Annotated in this window: 16 protein-coding genes; 1 reads left to right on the top strand and 15 read right to left on the bottom strand. The window is 72.8% G+C overall.

The window, feature by feature from the left end; genetic code table 11:
* Positions 1-88: 88 nt before the first annotated feature.
* Together galE and ACFVSU_RS08430 are read right to left on the bottom strand one after the other, a co-directional pair.
* A complete protein-coding gene (gene galE, locus ACFVSU_RS08435) occupies positions 89-1,066 on the bottom strand; it encodes a UDP-glucose 4-epimerase GalE (protein WP_387140791.1) in 978 nt (325 codons plus the stop codon).
* Between the two features lie 201 nt (positions 1,067-1,267).
* A complete protein-coding gene (locus tag ACFVSU_RS08430) occupies positions 1,268-1,960 on the bottom strand; it encodes a ThuA domain-containing protein (RefSeq protein WP_387140788.1) in 693 nt (230 codons plus the stop codon).
* 87 nt (positions 1,961-2,047) lie between these two features.
* Here ACFVSU_RS08430 and ACFVSU_RS08425 point away from each other — a divergent pair, with 87 nt between their 5' ends.
* Positions 2,048-3,175 (top strand): glycerate kinase, encoded by a 1,128-nt coding sequence (locus ACFVSU_RS08425; RefSeq protein ID WP_387140785.1) that lies wholly within the window; start codon positions 2,048-2,050, stop codon positions 3,173-3,175.
* 162 nt (positions 3,176-3,337) lie between these two features.
* Here ACFVSU_RS08425 and ACFVSU_RS08420 read toward each other — a convergent pair whose 3' ends face one another.
* The 13 genes from ACFVSU_RS08420 to ACFVSU_RS08360 all read right to left on the bottom strand — a co-directional run bounded on the left by ACFVSU_RS08420 (position 3,338) and on the right by ACFVSU_RS08360 (position 18,813).
* Positions 3,338-4,798: an aldehyde dehydrogenase (NADP(+)) gene (locus tag ACFVSU_RS08420; RefSeq protein ID WP_387140782.1), complete on the bottom strand. Its 1,461-nt coding sequence runs from the start codon at positions 4,796-4,798 to the stop codon at positions 3,338-3,340.
* A gap of 27 nt (positions 4,799-4,825) precedes the next feature.
* Positions 4,826-5,947, bottom strand: coding sequence for a mandelate racemase/muconate lactonizing enzyme family protein (locus ACFVSU_RS08415; protein WP_387140779.1), 1,122 nt, complete (start codon positions 5,945-5,947; stop codon positions 4,826-4,828).
* The gene (locus tag ACFVSU_RS08410) at positions 5,944-6,843 is read right to left on the bottom strand and encodes a 5-dehydro-4-deoxyglucarate dehydratase (protein WP_387140775.1); all 900 of its coding nucleotides are present in this window, start codon (positions 6,841-6,843) and stop codon (positions 5,944-5,946) included. Before ACFVSU_RS08410 ends, ACFVSU_RS08415 begins: the two co-directional genes overlap by 4 nt.
* Positions 6,840-7,820: an NAD-dependent epimerase/dehydratase family protein gene (locus tag ACFVSU_RS08405; RefSeq protein WP_387140772.1), complete on the bottom strand. Its 981-nt coding sequence runs from the start codon at positions 7,818-7,820 to the stop codon at positions 6,840-6,842. The genes ACFVSU_RS08410 and ACFVSU_RS08405 overlap by 4 nt, the downstream gene beginning before the upstream one ends.
* Positions 7,817-9,172 carry a Gfo/Idh/MocA family protein gene (locus tag ACFVSU_RS08400; protein ID WP_387140769.1) on the bottom strand — a complete coding sequence of 452 codons (1,356 nt, stop codon included), beginning with the start codon at positions 9,170-9,172 and terminating at the stop codon, positions 7,817-7,819. Before ACFVSU_RS08400 ends, ACFVSU_RS08405 begins: the two co-directional genes overlap by 4 nt.
* 87 nt (positions 9,173-9,259) lie before the next feature.
* On the bottom strand, positions 9,260-9,607 hold the full coding sequence (locus ACFVSU_RS08395) for a CU044_2847 family protein (protein ID WP_387140766.1): 348 nt from the start codon (positions 9,605-9,607) through the stop codon (positions 9,260-9,262).
* Between the two features lie 11 nt (positions 9,608-9,618).
* Positions 9,619-11,397, bottom strand: a complete 1,779-nt coding sequence (locus tag ACFVSU_RS08390) for a CHAT domain-containing protein (RefSeq protein WP_387140763.1) — start codon at positions 11,395-11,397, stop codon at positions 9,619-9,621.
* Between the two features lie 249 nt (positions 11,398-11,646).
* A complete protein-coding gene (locus ACFVSU_RS08385; RefSeq protein WP_387140760.1) occupies positions 11,647-12,660 on the bottom strand; it encodes a LacI family DNA-binding transcriptional regulator in 1,014 nt (337 codons plus the stop codon).
* 90 nt (positions 12,661-12,750) lie between these two features.
* Positions 12,751-13,785, bottom strand: coding sequence for a LacI family DNA-binding transcriptional regulator (locus tag ACFVSU_RS08380; RefSeq protein ID WP_387140757.1), 1,035 nt, complete (start codon positions 13,783-13,785; stop codon positions 12,751-12,753).
* Positions 13,786-13,964: 179 nt separating this feature from the next.
* Complete coding sequence (locus ACFVSU_RS08375; RefSeq protein ID WP_387140754.1) at positions 13,965-14,846, bottom strand: sugar phosphate isomerase/epimerase family protein; 882 nt, start codon at positions 14,844-14,846, stop codon at positions 13,965-13,967.
* Between the two features lie 88 nt (positions 14,847-14,934).
* Positions 14,935-16,152, bottom strand: coding sequence for a dihydrodipicolinate synthase family protein (locus ACFVSU_RS08370; protein WP_387140751.1), 1,218 nt, complete (start codon positions 16,150-16,152; stop codon positions 14,935-14,937).
* 11 nt (positions 16,153-16,163) lie between these two features.
* Positions 16,164-17,366, bottom strand: a complete 1,203-nt coding sequence (locus ACFVSU_RS08365) for a Gfo/Idh/MocA family protein (RefSeq protein ID WP_387140748.1) — start codon at positions 17,364-17,366, stop codon at positions 16,164-16,166.
* 142 nt (positions 17,367-17,508) lie between these two features.
* Positions 17,509-18,813, bottom strand: a complete 1,305-nt coding sequence (locus tag ACFVSU_RS08360) for an alpha-galactosidase (RefSeq protein ID WP_387140745.1) — start codon at positions 18,811-18,813, stop codon at positions 17,509-17,511.
* Between the last annotated feature and the right edge of the window lie 27 nt (positions 18,814-18,840).

Here is an 18,840-nt window from a genome sequence, read left to right as displayed (position 1 = left end):
GACGCGGACTTTCGGCGAGTCGCCAAGAACTGCCCCCGGCACGAGGGTTCCTGGCGAGTCGCCGGAATCACCCGTCAGGGTGGATGCCTCAGCGCGCGGCCTGGCGGGCCTCCCAGCCGGTGCGGACCATCTCGTCGACGCTGTAGCGGTTCTTCCAGTCCAGGTCGCGGGCCGCGAGCTCGCCGGTGGCGACGATGCGGTCGGGGTCGCCGGGCCGGCGAGGGGCGATCTCGGGCGTGAAGTCGATGCCGGTGACGCGGGCCATCGCGTTCATGATCTCGCGGACGCTCAGGCCGTTCTGCGAGCCGAGGTTGTACGCGGGCTCGATCGGCCGGTTCGCGAGCAGGCGCTGGGCGGCGGCGACGTGGGCCGCCGCGATGTCGGCGACGTGCACGTAGTCGCGCACGTTCGTGCCGTCGGGGGTGTCGTAGTCGTCGCCGTTGATGCGGGGCGTCTTTCCCGCGAGCAGCGCCTCGAACACGAGCGGGAAGAGGTTGTGCGGGCTGGTGTCGTACACCGACGGGTCGCCCGAGCCGACGACGTTGAAGTAGCGCAGCGCGGTGTAGCGGAGGGCGTGCTCCGACGCGGCCGTCGCGATCGCCTGGTCGCGGATGATCCACTCGCCGATGAGCTTCGACTCGCCGTAGGGCGAGGCCGGGCGCTTGGGAAGGTCTTCGGTGACGAGCGGGACGTCGGGGGTACCGTAGACCGCGGCCGACGACGAGAAGACCAGGTTCGCGACACCCGCGGCCTGCATGGCGGCGAGGAGCACACGCGTGCCCTCGACGTTCTGCGCGTAGGTGTGCAGCGGACGCTGCACCGAGACGCCGGCGTACTTGAAGCCGGCGAGGTGGATGACGCCCACGACCTCGTGCTCGCGCAGAGTGCGCTCGACGAGCTCTCCGTCGAGGATGGAGCCCTGCACGAACGGCACGCCTTCCGGCACGAACGACGCGTGCCCGCTCGAGAGGTCGTCGATCACGACGGAGTTCAGGCCCGCATCTGCGAGCGCACGGACGATGTGGGCGCCGATGTAGCCGGCGCCTCCGGTCACGAGCCAGGACATGTCACTCCGGATCCAGGTGGGGGCGGATGCGCCGAGCGGCGCCGCCTCCATTCTGCCCCGTCGGACGGATGCCTCGAATCCGGCGTCGGCCGGGCGCTCGGCGTGCACAGAATCGGAGGTTCGGGCAGACACGCCGGGTCGCGGCATCCATCATCCGGCGTGTCGCGTGGGAACTCCGATTCTGTGCACCGGTGTCGAGCCTCAGACCCGCGCGGCCCAGCGCGCCGCGCGCTGTAGCAGTTCGATGTGTCCGGGGGTGTCGTAGGAGCGCTCGTCGTGTCCGAGCGAGCACACGACGGCACGGGTCGGCGTCTCCCGCACCCACACGGCGGCGTGCTCGGCGCCGTCGACGTCGTGCACCGCGAGCACGCGCGCGTCGTCGTCGACCACGAGGTCGCTGTAGCGCTCGTCGAACACGTCGAGGTGCGGCATCCCTCCGCTCACGGGGTGACCGCCGTCGACGACCCGCACCCGCGCGTCGCCGATCGGGGGATGCCACGAGACTCCGGGCTGCCATTCGCCGCCGATGGCCTCGCGCCAGGCGGGGTGGTCGCGCAGGCTCGAGAGCGCGGCGTGCACGGCGATGAGCCCGATGCCCCGGTCGATCGCGGAGCGGAGGCCGGCGTCCGCCGCGGGGTCGGCGCGGTGCCCCAGCTCGGTCGCGCCCTCCCGCCGCGGGTCGCCGGCGTTGACGACGAGCAGATCGAACCCGTCGAGGCTCGAGAGCGCGTGGTCGACATCGTCGTCGACCGTGACGTCCCAGCCGTCCGCGCGCAGCGCGTCGGCGACGCGAGAGGAGGTCGCGGGGAAGGGATGCCACGGGTCGGCGTACCGGCCGGTTCCGGTGGCGATCACCGCGCGGCGTGGGGTGGACTCGGCTTCCGGTCGCTCCATGGATACCATGATCTGCAGGATAACGCTTTCCCGCATCGGTGTCGGCCGGAAACGACAACACCGTGCACGCCCGAGGAGAATGACGCCATGGCCCACACCGTCGTGATCGCCCCCGATTCGTACAAGGGAACGATCGGCGCGGCCGCCGCCACCGAGGCGCTCGCCGCCGGGTGGCGCCGTGAGCGCACCGACAGCGACCTGCGGCTCATGCCGATGGCCGACGGCGGCGAGGGCACCGTCGACGCCTTCGCGGCCGCGGTCCCCGGCGCGGAGCGCGTGCCGGTGACGGTGACCGGACCCGAGGACGAGCCCGTCGCGGCGTCGTGGGTGCTGCTGCCGCCCACCCCGGACGCACCGCGGGGCACCGCGGTCGTGGAGCTCGCGAACACGAGCGGCATCGAGCTGCTCGGCACCCCGCCGCGCCTGCGCGCCTTCGACGCGCACACGCGCGGCTTCGGCGAGGCGATCGCCGACGCCCTCGCGCACGGCGTCTCGCGACTCGTGCTCGGCATCGGCTCCAGCTCGTCGACGGACGGCGGCACCGGAATGCTCGCCGCGCTCGGAGCGCGATTCGCGGATGCTGCGGGCCGGCCCGTCCTCGCCGGCGCGCGCGGTCTCGGCTCCGTGGCGGCGGCCGACCTGTCCGCGCTGGCGCCGCTCCCGCCCGGCGGGGTGACGGTGCTCAGCGATGTGACGAACCCACTCCTCGGACCCCGCGGAGCGGCGGCGGTGTTCGGCCCGCAGAAGGGCGCGCGGCCGGACGACATCGCGGTGCTCGACGCCGGGCTCGCGCGGCTCGCGCAGCTGGTCGATGCCGACCCCGAGACTCCGGGCGCCGGCGCGGCGGGTGGCACGGGATTCGGCCTGCTCGCGTGGGGCGCGCGCCTCGTGCCCGGTTCGGCGGCGGTCGCGGAGCTGGTGGGATTGGATGCGGCGGTGGCCGAGGCATCCGTCGTCGTCACGGGCGAAGGGTCGTACGACGGCCAGTCCGCGGCGGGCAAGGTGCCCGCCCACGTCGGCGCGGTCGCCGCGGCGGCGGGCGTGCCGGTCGCCCTGGTGGCGGGCCGCATCGCGGCGGATGCCGACACCTCGGGCTTCGCGGCCACGGCGTCGCTCACCGCGCTCGCGGGCTCGGGCGAGGCCGCGATGGCCGAGACCGCGCGGTGGCTCGAGGAGGCCGGCGCGCAGCTGGCCCGCGAGCTCGCGCCCCGCTGACCCCGGGCTCGAGCATGCTCGAACACTCGAGGCGTTTCGTCTGCGGGCGCCAGAGCGCCCTCCGCTCAACGACCGGGCCAAGGCGCCGGTCGTTGAGCGAGCGAGGAACGAGCGAGACGAAACGTCCCAGGCCCGGCGCAGAACCCGGGCCCCGGAACCGCGTCAGCGGCCGGTGTGGAGCACGCCGTTGCGGCGGTGCGGGAGCGTCGCGAGCGCGGCGTCCCGGAGCACCTCGGGCAGCAGCGCCTCGGGGGCGTCCTGGAACACGACGGGCCGGAGGAACCGGCGGATCGCGGTCGCGCCGACCGAGGTGTGCAGCGACGTCGTCGCGGGCCACGGGCCGCCGTGGTGCTGCGACCAGGTCACGGCGACACCGGTCGGCCAGCCCGCGAAGAGCACACGCCCGGCCTTGCGGGTGAGCACCTCGAGCACCGCCGCGACGTCGTCGCCGGACTCGGAGTGCAGCGTGGCGGTGAGCGAGCCCGGCACGGCCTCGAGCGCGGCGTGCAGCTCCTCGTCTGAGGAGTAGCGCACGAGCAGCGTCACGGGGCCGAAGCACTCCTCGAGCAGTGTCTCGGGGCGCGCGGCGACGGCCGCGGCATCCGTCGACAGCACGATCGGCTGCGCCGACCCCGGCTCGGCCGGAAGCCCCTGGGCGACCACCGACACCGACGGGTCGGCCTCGAGGTGCTCGATGCCCGACGGGAACGCCGCGGTGATGCGGTCCGTGAGGAGCGGGCCGCCCGTGGCGCCGGTCGCGAAGCCCGCGACGAGGTCCTCGAACCCCTCACCCGAAGGCACGAACACGACGCCGGGCTTGGTGCAGAACTGGCCGACACCGAGCGTGAACGAGCCGACGAGGCCCTGTGCGAGGGCCTCGCCGCGCGCCGCGACGGCGGCCGGCGTGATGACGACGGGGTTCACCGAGCCGAGCTCCCCGTAGAACGGGATCGGGTCGGGACGCCCCGATGCCAGGTCGAACAGGGCGCGCCCGCCGCCGAGCGAGCCGGTGAAGCCCGCGGCCTGGATGGACGGATGCTGCACCAGCGCGTTGCCCGCCTCGCGGCCTTCGACGAGCGCGAGGGAGCCCTCGGGCGCGCCGGCCTCGACGAGGGCGGCGGCGACGATGGCCGCCGTGCGCTCCGACAGGCGGGGGTGGCCCGAGTGCGCCTTCACGATGACCGGGTTGCCGGCCGCGAGGGCCGAGGCGGTGTCGCCGCCGGCGACCGAGAAGGCGAACGGGAAGTTCGACGCCGAGAAGACCGCGACGGGGCCGACACCGGTCAGCATGCGGCGCAGCTCGGGGCGGGGCGGGGTCGCCGCCGGGTCGGCGTCGTCGACCGTGAGCTCCAGGTACGAGCCCTCCTCGACGACGGTCGCGAACAGGCGCAGCTGCCCGGTGGTGCGTCCGACCTCGCCGCGCAGACGCGTCGCGCCCAGGCGGGTCTCCTCGTCGGCGATCTCGACGAGCTCGTCGATGTTCGCGTCGAGCGCGTCGGCGGCGGCGCGCAGCCACGAGGCCCGGGTCGCAGCATCCGTCGCCCGCCAGATCGGTGCCGCAGCGGCGGCGGCCCGCGCGAGGGCGTCGAGTTCGGTCGCGCTGGTGGTGGTCGTGGTGGTCATGTGCCGAACCTTCCCGGGTGGTCGATGTCAGGAGAAACGGAGGCCGAGGCCCGCGTGCGGGACCTCGGTGAGGGTGCCGTCGGCGATGCGCACGGGCGACGGGTCGCGGAGCGCGCCGAGGGCGCCGAAACCGGCATCCTCCACATCCTCCGCCATGGGCTCGGGAACTCCGGGCACCGAGCGGAGGCACAGGGCGAGCTGGCCGGAGAGTTCGGGCAGCAGGTGCGGGTGCACGGCGGCTCCGTAGACGCCCGCGATGGCCGCGATCCCGAGGAACGGGGTGATGCCGCCGACGCGGACGATGTTCGGCTGCACGATCTGCGCGGCGCCGGTGCGGAGGAAGTCGTCGAACCGGTAGACGTTGTGCAGGTTCTCGCCGACCGCGATCGGGATGGCGCTCGATGCCGCCAGCCGCTTCGACAGCTCGTAGTGGCCGTACAGGTCGTCGGCGCGGAGCGGCTCCTCGATCCAGGCCGGCGAGACCTCCGCGAGCACCTCGAGGGAACTCGTCGCGCGATCGAGGTCCCACCGCTGGTTCGCGTCGATCATGAGCTGCCGGCCGGGCCCGAGAACCTCGCGCACGGCCTTCATGCGGTCGAGGTCTTCCGCGACGTCGGGCTTCCCGACCTTCACCTTCACGGCGTCGAAGCCCGCGTCGACCCAGCGGCGCACCTGGGCCACCAGCTCCTCGGTCGAGTAGTGCAGGTTCACGCCCGATCCGTACGTGCGCACGCTCTCGCGCTGCGGACCGAGCCACCGCGCGACCGACTTCTGGTCCGCGCGCGCCGCGGCATCCCACAGGGCGAGATCGAGCCCGGCCATCGCGATGGTCGTGATCCCGCCGCCGCCGGCCTCGTGCAGGTGCTCCCAGAGTGGCAGCCATCCTTCGCCCGGCTCGGCCGAGCGCCCGATCGCCCACGCGGCGATGTCGTGCGCGAGCAGCGCGTGCACGGCCTCGACGCCGATCTGCGGCGTCCACGAGAAGCCCCAGCCCTCGGCGCCGTCGGAGCGCACGACGTGGGTGGCCACGACGCCGATCGAGGTCACGTCGGCCGCCCAGGGCCGCGTCAGCGGCACGCGCACGAGGCGCGCGTCGAACGAGGCGATCGTGGTGCGGGGCGGGGTCGCCGAGGGCGAGGCGGAGGTCACAGCAGCGCTCGCCCCGCCTCGAGGATCTCGGCCAGGCGGGCCTCCTGCGCTGGCGTCGGGTCGACGAGCGGTGCGCGCACCGACCCGACGGGCAGGCCGCCCAGGCGCAGGCCGGTCTTGATGAGCGAGACGCCGAAGCCCGGGGTCTCGTCGCGCAGCGCGACGAGCGGCGAGTAGAAGCCGTCGAGCAGTTCGGCGCGGCGCGCCTCGTCGCCGTCGACGTACGCGCGGTAGTACGCGTTCGCGACCTCGGGGATCATGGCGAACGCCGCCGACGAGTACAGCGGGATGCCGATGCCGCGGTACGCGCCCTGCGTGAGCTCCGCGGTGAGCAGGCCGTTGAAGAACGCGAAGTCCTCGCGCCCCTCGGCCGCGACCGCGCGAACGATCTGCTGCGCGAGGCCGACATCGCCGACGCCGTCCTTGAAGCCCACGACCTTGGGGTTCTGCGCCAGGCGGCGCACCGAGTCGACCGAGTACTGCGCGTTGCCGCGGTGGTAGATGACGACGGGAAGATCGGATGCCGCCGCCACCGCCTCGACATAGGCGACGAGTCCCGCCTGCGGACCGCCGACGAGGTACGGCGGCAGCACGAGCAGTGCGTCGGCTCCGGCGTCGGCGGCGGCACGCGCGAGGGTCGTCGCGTGGCCGAGCGGACCGCCGGTGCCGGCGACGACCGGCACGCGGCCCGCCACGGTCTCGGTCGCGATCTGCACGACGCGCGTCGCCTCGTCGGTCGACAGCGCGTGGAACTCGCCGGTGCCGCACGCGGGGAAGACGCCGCCGGGGGAGTGCGCGAGGGTCGTCTCGAGGTGCTGCCGCAGCAGACCCTCGTCGACGCGGCCGTCGGCGTCGAACGGGGTGACGGGGAAGAAGAGGATGCCGTCGAAGTTCACGCCAGCACGTCCTTTCGGGCGGAGTCGGTGGTGGGGGCGGAGTCGAAGCCGATCGCGTTCGCGGGGCCGGCGGCTGGGGCGGGCTCGCCGAGCTCGCCGCGCCACGTGTGGGCCGGGCGCCAGCCCAGCACGCGCCGGGCCTTCGCGTTCGAGAACGCGGGCGCCGTGCCGGTGAGCTCAGCCGCGAGGTCGTCGGTGCCGGGCACGAACTGCGGCAGCAGCTCGGCGAGCGGGCGGCGGGCGAGCGCGTCGTCGGCGCCGACGAAGAACACCTCGGCGTTCGGGATCTCGGGGAGGGCGACCAGGAGGGTGTCGACGAAGGTCGCGACATCGCGCGCGTCGACGTAGTTGAAGAGCGCCGGCGCCGACAGCGCAGGGTCGGCGAGACGTTCACGCACCGTGTGGCCCTGCTGCGTGAGTGCGCCCTGCCACTCCTCGGGGGCGATGACATAGCACGGCCGGAACGCCGCGAAGCGCGTGGCATCGCCGGTCTGGCGGGCGAGCATCGCGATCGTCTGCTCGGCGAGGTGCTTCGACAGCGCGTACGCGTTCCACGGCTTCGGCGTCGTCTGCTCGTCGAGGGGGAACCGATCCGGCAGCCAGCCCGTGGGCGAGTTGTACCCGAGGACGGTGGGGCTCGACGCCGTCACGATCTTCGGGATGCCCGCGGCGACACCGGCTGACATGACGTTGAGCGCCATCGTCGCGTTCGTGCGGAGGATGACGTCCTCGGGCGCGCTGAACGGCACGGCGATCGCGGCGAGGTGGATGAGCGCGTCGGCCCGGGTGTCGGCGATCGCGCGGGTCGCGGCATCCGTGTCCGTCAGATCCACGGCGATCTGCTCGAGGCCCTGCAGCTCACCCGCTTCGGACACCGCGCGGTCGAGCGAGACCAGCTCGTGCCCGGCTGCGGCGAGTCCCGCGACGAGGCTGCGACCGAGGCGCCCCGCGCCGCCGGTGACGGCGATGCGCGTCATGACCGGATGGCCTCGGCGCGCGCCGCGTCGCTCGCGAGGAAGCGGATGCCGAGGTCGGCGACCTGAACGGGGAGGCCGGTCTCGAGGGAGCGGTTGCCGGCGATGCCGACCGCGATGGAGCGGACACCGTCGCGCCAGTCGGCGGGGCGGGCGAGCGGGTCGTCGCCGGGGCCCTCGAACACGTCGGCGAGCAGCAGCGCGTCGCCGCCGCCGTGGCCGTCGCTGTTGCCCTCGAGCGGCACTTCGTAGGCCGCCTCCCAGTGGCGCTGCACGATGAGCCGCTCACCCTCGGGGCGGAGGGACCCGGTGGTGCCGGCGTCGCTGGCCGACGGGTCGAGCACCGGGTGCAGGCCCTCGTCGGCGAGCACGGCGCCGCGCTCGACGACCTCGAGCTCGGCGCGGCCGAGGGTGCCGTTGACCGCGACCCGGTAGCCCTCCCACGGCGAGTGGGCGTTGAGCGAGTACGACAGGGTGGCGCCGGAGGCGTAGTCGACCACGAGGGCGAGGTTGTCCTCGATGGTGATGCCCTCGCCGAAGACGTCGCGGTCGCGGAGGTATCCGTCGTGCTGCTCGGCGTCGAGGTACAGCGCCTTGAGGCGCTCGTCGTCGCGCAGGTCGAGCTCGAAGGCGTCGCCGCCGTCGTGGGTGCCGCGGGCGGGACGGTCGCCGAGGCCGCGGGCGGCGGCGTTGTCGGCGCCGTAGAACCGCAGCGCACCCGACGCGTAGACGCGGCGCGGGACGGAGCGGATCCACCAGTTCACGAGGTCGAAGTGGTGGCTGGCCTTGTGCACCAGCAGGCCGCCCGAGTGCTCCTTCTCGCGGTGCCAGCGGCGGAAGTAGTCCGCGCCGTGCTTGGTGTCGAGCACCCACGAGAAGTCCACCGAGGTGACCTCGCCGATCGTGCCGTCCTGGATGACCTGACGCAGCGCGGAGTTGCGGGGCGAGTAGCGGTAGTTGAAGGTGATGACGACCTGCCGGCCGGTGCGGTCGATGGCGTCCTCGATGGCCGCGGCGGAGGGCCCGTCGATGGTGAGCGGCTTCTCGACGACGACGTCGGCGCCGGCATCGAGCGCCCGCACGATGAGCGGGGCGTGCAGGTCGTCGCGGGCGCAGATCACGACGCGGTCCACCTGCTGCTCGCGGACCATCGTCTCGAGGTCGTCGGGCCCGTAGACCGCGGGAGCGGCGAAGCCGGCCTCGACGACACGGTCGACGTAGTACTGCGCGCGCACCGGGTTCGGCTCGCAGATCGCGACCAGAGCGGCGTCGTCGGAGTAGCGTCCGATGATCGCGTCGACGTACATCTGGGCGCGGTGTCCCGCGCCGACGAGGGCATACCTGCGGTGGCTCATCTCACTCCTTCAGGAAACGTTTTCTCAGAATACCACGGCATGCGGGGGAAAGCGCTCGCCCGGCACGGTCGCGTACGCACGGATGGATCAATGGGATGTATCGCGCTGCCAGGTGATGGTCACCTTGAAGTTGGCCTGCACCGCCGTGGAGGCGATCACCGCGCCGAGGTCGGCCGACATCTCGATCCCGAACTCGATGGTGACTTCGCTCGGCGGGTGGGGGCCCGAGCGGATCGCATCGAGCACGGCGGTCGCGGCGGGCTGCACCCGCTGCACCACGGTTTCGAACGACTCGCTCGCCTGGGTGACCACCGCCTCCGAGACGCGGCCGCGCAAGACCGGCCCGGAGGGGTCCTGACCGCTGTTCGGTCCGCCCGCAGCGATGACCACCGATCCGCCATCGCCCAGCGGGAACTCCACCAGGTTCGTTCCCATGCCCGCCCTCCCTACTGATTCAGCGTGACGAAGGCCCCGAACTCGCCGCTGTTGTCCGCCAGGTCCGTGTCGTTGATGCCGAGCAGAAGACCGCCCTGGGCCGGACACGGATAGGTCGTTCCGGTCCCGACGGCGAAGATCTCCGGCGTCGTGTCCAGCTTGCCGATGACCGATCCGGTGCCGGCGTCGGGGATGACGCGCGTCGCTGTGCTCTCGTCGGACGTCAGGCCCTCAGGGCCGATCTGCGAGGCGGCCGTCTTGTCGAGCCATCCGCGTCCGCTCACCTCGATCACGAACTCGTCGCCGAGCGTGCAGTACAGGCCGACGTCCACCCAGTCCACGTCGAGGGGGACCGCGAGCTCGGCCGTGCTCCCTTGGTCGCCTGAGCCGCCGCCATCCCGACCCAGGAGATACAGGCCGAGAGCCGCGGCCACGCCGATGCCCACCACGGCAAGGGCGACCACCGCCCCCAGGATCGCCCACCGCCGCCTCCGCGGCGGTCGCGGAGACGGCGTGCCGGAGCGGCCGGGCTCCGCCGGCGCGGCATCCGCCGGCGCGGCATCCGCCGGCGCGGCACCCGCCGGCGACGCACCCGCCCGCGCCGCGGTTCGGGCGAGCGCGGGCGCGGCCGCATCCGTCATGCCAACACCGGCGGGCGGGGGAGGCGGCCGTACATGATCCGCCGAGACCGGCGCAAGGTCGAACAGGTGAGCGTCCCCCCGCAGGTACAGCACGGGCGTGACCCACTCGAGGGTGCCCCGACCGGCGCCGAGGATGCCGATTCGGCCGCTGCGCACGGCCTCGTCGATGCCACGGTTGTTGGCCAGCGCGGTGTAGAAGCCCCGCGAGAAGGCGAGCGCGGCATCATCGCTGATCGAGAACTGCATGGCGGCCACGGCGTGTATGCCGCTGTGCGCGAGCGCCGCCGCCGTGCCCGAGAACAGGTCGGTCGGTCCGCCGGCGCCGGACTGGCACGAGTTCAGCACCACCAGTCGCGGCGTCGGCTCGGCTTCGTCCAAGAGGTCCGCGAGCGCCGACGCCGTGACGTAGTCCGCCCGGCCGTCGCGACCCACGAAGGCCAGCACGCCCTCGTCGCTCGCGGTGTCGTAGGCGCCGTGGCCGATGAAGTGCAGCACGTGCCACGCCCCCTCGAGCAGCTTCGCGTGCAGCCCGTCCCACGTGAGGTCATTCAGCCAGCTCAGCTCGACGCGCCCGTCGGCGATGTGCGGTCCGAGGGCTTCCTCGAGCCGCGAGCGCTCGAGCTCCACATCCAGCATCGGAAGGCCGCGCGGCGACGAGATCATGCCGAGCACGCGCAGCGGGGGTGCGATCTGAAGGATCGGCGTGTGCGCCGCGGGCACGTTCCGCACGAGCGGCTCTTTGCGGCACAGGTAGCGCTCGGTGTCGGCGTCGTAGAGCGCCTCCCACGGCAGTGCGGCGAGTCCTGGAGCGGTGAGGCGCAGCGAGACCTGCACGCTCATGCCGCGCTCCGACGCGACGGCGATGCTCGTGCGATAGGCGGTGCCCACGCTCCCCGTGAAGGCCGATTCGAACAGCCGCCGGCCGACGTCCTGCAGCACGGCTTCGGCGTCCGACATCACGCGGCGTGCCGACACCGCCGACGCCAGCACGCTCGCCTCGAGCAGCGGCCGGCGGTCCACGAGCTCGTCGAGGTCGAGGCGGAAGGGTTCGCTCGGTTCACCCCCGCCGACCGATCGCAGCACGCGCGCGACGTACGAGCCCGGCTCGGGTCCGGGCCCGATCTCCAGCTCCAGCACGGCGGGGTCCATTTGCGATCATTGTCCCGCCGTGATCACACCCGCAACAGGGCCACACATCCCGGCCGGGCCCCCGGCCCCGGGTGGCGCAATACGCCGTTTCGCGCGACCGATGCGGCGTGTCGTGCCACCTGAACGCCGGGGCCTAGGCCGGGCTCAGGCTTCGGGTGGCTCAACACGCCGTTTCGCTCGACCGATGCGGCGTGTCGTGCCACCTGAACGCCGGAGCCGCGGGGTCGCCGGGGGACCCGAGCCTGCCGGTCAGCCGGGGGCGGGGCCGGTCGTGCCGCGCACGGTCAGCTCGGGAAGGACGGTGAGCGGATGCCCCGGCTCCGCGCCCTCGAGCAGCTCGCGCATGCGCGCCCAGGCCTGCACGCCGAGCTCGGCCGCGGGCACGGCTGCCGTCGTCAGCGGGGGAGTCGTGTACCGGGCGAACGGGATGTCGTCGAACCCCACGATGGAGAGGTCCCCGGGTACGCGGCATCCGCTCGCCTGAACGGCGCTCAGGAGGCCCATCGCGACGAGGTCGTTGAAGGCGAGCGCAGCCGTCGCCCCTGATGCCAGCACCGCGGCGCCTGCGGCGGCACCCGCCTCGAAGTCGACGCCGCACGGGATCTCGGTGACGTGCGTGTCGGGGTGCTCGGCGACGAACGACGCGATGGCCTCGAGGCGCGCGGTGTTGGCGACGCTGCCCGGGGCGCCGGCGAGGAAGACGATGCGCCGGTGCCCGAGCCCGTGGAGGTGGGCGAGCTCGGCGGCCAGCGCCGTGCGGTAGTCGGCGCGCACGTGCGGCACGTCCCCCGCGGCGCGATTGATGAGCACGACCGGCCGCAGGCCGCCGACGAGCCGGTCGAGCTCGTCCTGCGGCAGGCGCGGCGCGCAGAGGATCACGCCGTCGGTGCGACGCCGGGTCGTGCCCGCGAGCACGCGCTCCTCTTCGACGGACTCCGCCGAGTCGGCGACGAGCACGTGGTAGTCGTCGGCCGCGGCGGCGTGGCTGAGTCCTCGCAGGATCGCCTGGAACGTCGGGTTGCCGAGGTCGGGCACGACCACCGCGACGGTCTGCGTGCGTCCCAGCACGAGGCTGCGCGCGACCGGGCTCGCGGTGTAGTCGAGCTCGGCAGCGGCAGCTTTCACGCGTTCGGCCAGCGCCGGATCGACGGTGGGGTTGCCGTTGAGCGCGCGGGACACCGTCGACAGCGACACCCCCGCCCGGGCGGCGACGTCGGCGATGGTGACGCGCGTCGAGCGATCGGCGCGGGGCGGTCGAGGCATCCGTGTCTCCCTGGGTCTCGGCGCGCTCAGCCTACCCGGAAACGTTTCCTCACCCGGCCATACGGCCGCCGGCGGTGACCCCCGCGCCTGTCAGCTGCGCGGCGGCGTGCTGCCCCGCACGATCACCTCGAGCGGGAGCTGCGGCTCGGCCGCATCCCACTCCGGGTCGGTGGCGGCGTGCAGCGCGCGGTAGCCGAGGTCCTCGAGGGGCACGCGCACGGTCGTGAGGCCGGGACGGATGTCGCGCCCCGTGGCGATGTCGTCGAATCCTGCGACCGCGATGTCGGCCCCGACCTGGCGTCCGGCGTCGCGCACGGCCGACATGATGCCGATCGCGACGACGTCGCTGATGCCGAAGATCAGGGTGCCCGCGGGCACGTCGCCCTCGAGCAGCTCCGATGCGGCCGCGTAGCCGGCGTCGCGCGTGAAGCCGGCGCGGCGCACCTCGCGGACGTTGCCGCCGGCGGCGGTGAACCCCTCGGTGAACCCGTCGACGCGGTCGTCGGACGTACGGATGCCCTCGGAGGCCGCGAGCACGATCGCGTCGCGATAGCCGAGGCCCGCGAGCTCCGCGCCGAGCGCCGCCGCGCCGCCGTGGTTGTCGACCGCGACCGAACGCGCCGTGCCGCCGCCGGGGCCGACGACGACGACGCGCCCGCCCATGTTCGAGAACGCCTCGAGCTCGCCCTGGAGCCCGGCGGCATCGGGGCCTTCGACGCGGGAGGCCGCGAGGATCAGGCCGCGCGGTCGTTGTCCGCGCAGGGCCCGCACCAGCTTGACCTCCCGCTGCGGATCGCGCTCGGTGATCGCGATCGTGACGACGAGGCCGGCCTCGTCGGCGCCGCGCGCGACGCCGGAGGCGAGTTGACCGAAATAGGGGTCGGCGATGTCGGCGACCAGGAGCGCGACGATGGCGGCGGTGCCTCGCGCGGTCGCCTGGGCGGAGAGATTGGCCGTGTAGCCGAGCTTCTCGGCGGCGGTCTCGACGCGCTCGCGGTAGCTCTCGGCCACCTTTCGCGTCGAGCCGTTGAGCACCCGTGACGCGGTCGCGAGCGAGACCCCGGCCTCGCGCGCGACATCGTGAAGGGTGGCGGCGCCTCGGGTAGGCGCGATGATGTCGCTCACAGGCCAGAGTCTAGAGCCTGTGTCCGGTTCCGGCGATAGATTGGGAAGCGATTTCCCTCAGCTTTTTCCCCAGTTGAGCGGCGACATGCCCCGCGCCGGGCGCGCAACGACGAAGCGCCCGCGGGGACGCCGGTGGATCGGCGTGCCCCGCGAGCGCTTCTGAGCTCGCGGACGCGTCGTCAGCTCGCGACGCGGGCGCGGAGGGAGGGCGAGACGGATGCTGCGAACCCGGCGGCCGTGCGCTGCACGGCGACGAGCGGGTCGGTGGCCCAGATCTCCTCGTTGAAGATCTCGACCTCGATGTCGCGGTCGTAGCCGGTCGCCTCGACGGCATCGGTCAGCGACGCGAAGTCGATGACGCCGTCGCCCGGGTAGTGGCGGCTGAGCAGCGGGTCCGCGGCGAGCGGCGTCTTCCAGTCGCACACCTGGTAGGTCGCGATCCGGCCCTCGCGGCCCGCACGCTCGATCGAGGCCAGCACGTCGGGGTCCCACCAGATGTGGAACGTGTCGACGGTGGCGCCGACGACGGCGGGGTCGAAGTCCGCGGCGATGTCGAGCGCCTGCCCGAGCGTCGAGACGACGCAGCGGTCGGAGGCGTACATCGGATGCAGCGGCTCGATGGCGAGCGTGACGCCCGCGGCCGCAGCATCCGGTGCCAGCTCGCCGATGGCGTCGCGCACGCGCTCGCGCGCGCCCACCAGGTCGCGGGAGCCCTCCGGCAGCCCGCCGGCGACGAGCACGAGGATCGCGGTCGAGCCCTCAGCGCCGGCGGCGGCCAGCGTCGCCGCCTCTTCGATCGCGACACGGTTGTCGTCGATCGACGCGCGCCGTGCGGGGCCTTCGGGCATCGTGAAGAAGCCCGAGCGGCAGTGCGTCGTGAAGCGCAGGCCCGAGTCGGTCAGCATCGAGGCCGCGGTGGCAAGGCCGACCTCCTGCACAGGCTCGCGCCACAGGCCGATCGCCTGCACGCCCGCCTCGGCGGTGACGCGCAGGGCCGTCGCGAGGTCGGCGTACTTGATGGTGGCCTGGTTGATCGACAGGCGGGGGTCGGGGGCGTTCATGCACGGCCCTCCTTCGGTCGTGCTCCGAGCGTGGTCGCCGACGCGCCAGCAGGCGACCACACTCGGAAGGCGGTGGCGGTGGCCGCGCTCACGCGATCACCCCGGGGACATCGATGCCGTTGTGGCGCAGCATCCCGTGCCAGCGGATCGCCGCGAGCTCGGGGCGCTCGAGGGCGAGCGACGAGTTCGCGAGCTCGACGATGCGCGACAGGTGCGGAAGGCTCCGCGCCGAGTGCAGCCCGCCGACCATCTGGAACGCCGGCTGGTGGCCGTTCAGCCACGACAGGAACGCGACGCCCGTCTTGTAGTAGAACGTCGGCGCGGCGAACACCTGGCGGCTGAGCTCCTCGGTCGGGCCGAGGATCTCGAGGTACCGGGCGGGATCGCCGGCGTCGAGCGCCTGGATCGCGGCCGACGCGACCGGCGTGATCGCCGCGAACGCGCCGAGGAGGGCGTCGGAGTGCTGACGCGGGCTCTCGGGGTTGCGCTCCGGCTGCGTCGCGTCGGGCACGTCCTGGCCGCCGATGAGGCCGACGTAGTTGAAGTCGTCGCCGGTGAACATGCGCACACCCTCGGGCAGACGCTCGCGCACCGACACCTCGGAGGCGGCGTCGAGCAGGCTCATCTTCACGCCCGCGACCTTGTCGACGTTCTCCTCGATGATCTCGAGGAGCACCGCCGAGGCCTCGCGCCAGTCCGGTGAGCCGAAGTAGCCCTCGAGCGACGGGTCGAACGCGGTGCCGAGCCAGTGGAGCACCACCGGCACGGTCGCGGACTGCAGCACCTCGCGGTAGACGTGGCGGTAGTCGTCGGCCGACTCGGCGACGCGCGCCAGGTGGCGCGATGCCATCAGGACGGGACCGGCGCCCTGCTCCTCGGTGAAGTGGAGCTGCTGCTTGTAGGCGTCGATGATCTCCTGGAGCGAGATGCGCTCGGCCTCGACGTGATCGGTGTTGACCCCGACCACGACCGAGCCCCCCTCCTCACGGGCGACCTGCGCGGAGCGTGCGATGAGGTCGCGCGTCGCGGCGGCGTCGAGGCCCATGTTGCGCTGGGCGGTGTCCATGGCGTCGGCGACGCCCAGACCCCACGAGTACACCGCGCGGCGGAAGTCCAGCGTCGCGTCCCAGTCGACCTCGGCCGGCTGACCCGGGGTGTTGTCGGCCCAGGTCTTCGGCACGACGTGCGCGGCGGCGTACGCCACGCGGCTCTGGAGCGGGCCCTCGGGCTTGGCATAGCCCGGGGACTCGTTCAGCTCGACGGCGGAGAAGGCCCCGGCGTCGGAGAGAAGTGTGAGCTTCGGCATCCGTCGTCCGATCAGTCCAGCGAGAGTGTGGGCAGCTCGACCTTGCGGCCCTCGCGGCTCGACTGCAGGCCGGCCTCGGCGAGCAGCACGCCGCGCGCGCCCGACAGGAGGTCGAACTCGTACTCCGTGCCCTCGACGTACGAGACGAGGAACTCCTCCCACTGCTGGCGGAAGCCGTTCTGGAAGACGTCGTTCGTGGGAACCTCGGCCCAGTCGGCGTCGTAGTCGTGGCCGTCGGCCAGGTCGGGGTTCCACACCGGCTTCGGCGTGGCGTTGCGGTGCTGGATCTTGGCGCCGAACAGGCCCACGACGGCCGAGCCGTGCGTACCGTCGACGTGGAACTCGACGAGCTCGTCGCGGTTCACGCGCACGGTCCACGACGAGTTGATCTGCGCGACGATGTCGCCCTCGAGCTCGAAGATGCCATAGGCGGCGTCCTCGGCGGTGGCGGTGTAGTGCTCGCCGTTCTCGTCCCAGCGGTCCGCGATGTGAACGGCGGCCTGCGCGTAGACGGTCTTGACCTCGCCGAACAGGTTCTCGAGCACGTAGTTCCAGTGCGGGAACATGTCGACGATGATGCCGCCGCCGTCCTCGGCGCGGTAGTTCCACGACGGACGCTGGGCGGGCTGCCAGTCGCCCTCGAAGACCCAGTAGCCGAACTCGCCGCGCACCGAGAGGATGCGGCCGAAGAAGCCCGAGTCGATGAGGCGCTTGAGCTTCTGCAGGCCCGGGAGGTACAGCTTGTCGTGCACGACGCCGGTCTTGACGCCGGCCTCCTGTGCGAGCTTCGCGAGCTCGAGGGCCTCGTCGACCGTCTCGGCCGTGGGCTTCTCGGTGTAGATCGTCTTGCCGGCGGCGATCGCCTTGCGCAGCGCCGACGCGCGGGCCTTGGTGACGAGGAAGTCGGCGTAGATCTCCCAGCGCGGGTCGGCGAGGGCGGCGTCGAGGTCGGTCGTGTAGTCCTCGATGCCGTGCTTCGCGGCGAGCTCGGCGAGCTTGGCCTCGCTGCGGCCGACGAGGAGCGGCTTCACGGTGACCTTGGTGCCGTCGGGCAGCTCGATGCCGCCCTGCTCGCGGATCGCGAGGATCGAGCGCACCAGGTGCTGGCGGTAGCCCATGCGGCCCGAGACGCCGTTCATGATAATGCCGATCTCACGCACGGCGGGACGGACGGATGCCTCGGCCGAGGCCGGGGCGAGAGTCGTGTCAGTCATGGGGTCCTGCTTTCTGCTCTGAAGGCTGTGGGTACCCGGCTTCACGGTCGGGACCGGAGAGCGGGTAAACGCTTTCCAATAGTGTGACACGGGATCGGATGCGGCGCAAGCGCTTTCCCAGCAGCATCCGAACACCGTCTGGTCAGGCGCGCAAGAGCACACACCCGTGGGGCTCGAGCGAGACCCGTACGACCGAGCTGCCGGGTGCGACGCTGCGCGCGGCATCGGACTGCTCGTGCACGGCTTCGACCGGGACGGATCCTGCTTCCCACACGTCCACGACGACGGCCGGCGCGGCCCCGAGTCCGAGGGAGCGGGTGTCGAACGGCACCTCGCGCGCCTCGTCGGCGGTGTTGAAGACGGCGACCCAGCGCGTGTCGCCGCGCTCGGCGGCCCAGATCACGAGGTCCCGCTCGCGCAGCAGCTCGCGGTTGCCTGTGGAGTCCCGGAGGATCTCGAGCACGCCGTCGTTCTGGAAGAGCGCGATCGTCTCGAGCGCGCTCGTCGGCAGATCGCCGCCGATCATGAGCGGGGAGCGCGCCATGACCCACAGTGTGACGAGGGTCCGGCGCTCGGCGAGTGTGAGCGCGCCCTCGCGAGCCTCGCCGCGTTCGGCGCGGATGCCGATGCGGCCGAGCGGCAGCATGTCGGCGTCGGGCCAGCCCTCGGGTCCGGCGAAAGGAGCCCAGCGGGCCAGTCGCGCGAAGTTGGCTTCGACGTCGTCCCACCGGTCCCACAGATCGTCGCAGATGCGCCACATCGTGGCGTGCGCGCGAAGATGCTCGAGATGGGCGGCCGACAGGTCGCGGCCGGGCGACAGCGACAGGGCGATCTCGCGCGGCGCGGTCTCGATCGCGGTCGAGAGGGCCTCGATCTCGGCGGCCTGGTACGGCCACAGCATGTCGTCGGCCTTGATGAAGTCGACGCCCCACTGCGCGTACTGGTCGGCGATCGAGTGGTAGTAGGCCGCCGCACCGGGCGTGCTGTGGTCGAGACCGACGTAGTGCGGGTTCCACTCGCAGACGTTGCGCGGATCAGCGATGCCCGCCGCGGTCGCCTCGACGCCCAGTACCGGCAGGTCGCGATCGACCGCGATCCGCGGGATGCCGCGCATGATGTGGATGCCGAACTTCAGCCCCAGCTCGTGGATGCGATCGGCGAGCGGCCCGAAGCCCGCACCGCCCGCCGCCGAAGGGAAGCGCACCGGGTCCGGCTGGACGCGCCCGAACCCGTCGATCACGAGCGGGGCGGACTCGTTGTAGCCGTGCGACCGGGCGGTGGGGTCCGCCCAGTCGATGTCGACGACGATCGTGTCCCACCCGTGCGGGAGCAGGTGTGCGGCCATGAACTCGGCATTCGCCAGCACCTCGGCCTCGGTCACGGTCGTGCCGTACGAGTCCCAGCTGTTCCAGCCCATCGGCGGGGTGGCAGTCTTGCGCAGCGTCATCGCTGTCTCGTCTTCCTTGTGTCGTGG

This window comes from Microbacterium sp. NPDC058062, assembly GCF_042885375.1.
Taxonomy (GTDB): Bacteria; Actinomycetota; Actinomycetes; order Actinomycetales; family Microbacteriaceae; genus Microbacterium; species Microbacterium trichothecenolyticum_C.
This window is presented reverse-complemented; position numbering and strand designations above follow the sequence as displayed.